Annotated in this window: 1 pseudogene; it reads left to right on the top strand. The window is 28.9% G+C overall.

Annotation, left to right across the window (positions count from 1 at the left end):
- Positions 1-391, top strand: a pseudogene (locus tag SORDD16_RS11380) (hypothetical protein); the annotation flags it as partial.

Here is a 391-nt window from a genome sequence, read left to right as displayed (position 1 = left end):
ACCCCTATTCTTGAGAAAATAATTGAAGAGATTAAAAACAATGGAAATAATCAACAAGTAAACGAGAAACAACTAGAATGTTTTATAAAATATCTTGATAAAAACACAACCAATTTAGTCCATAATTTAGATTCAGATGCAGAACGTATCAAAAAGATTAAAGAAGCAGTTGAATGCATAAAAGATTTTTTAAGGATTGACTTAGAAAATTTTCAAAAATTTTCTGCAGATTATAACTTAGTTCATTATACTTCTCTCTCTACACTTGGCGTTTTGGTGAAGAAAAGCCAAAATACTAAAAATGATAAAAATCCTTATCCTAGATTGAGATTGAGCAATGCTAGGCAATTAAATGATCCTACTGAAGGTACTGTCTTTCTAAATCAGGTTG

The organism is Streptococcus oralis (assembly GCF_001578945.1).
Classification (GTDB): domain Bacteria; phylum Bacillota; class Bacilli; order Lactobacillales; family Streptococcaceae; genus Streptococcus; species Streptococcus oralis_Q.
The sequence above is the reverse complement of the archived record's forward strand: the minus strand, read 5'-3'. Positions and strand labels throughout refer to the sequence as shown.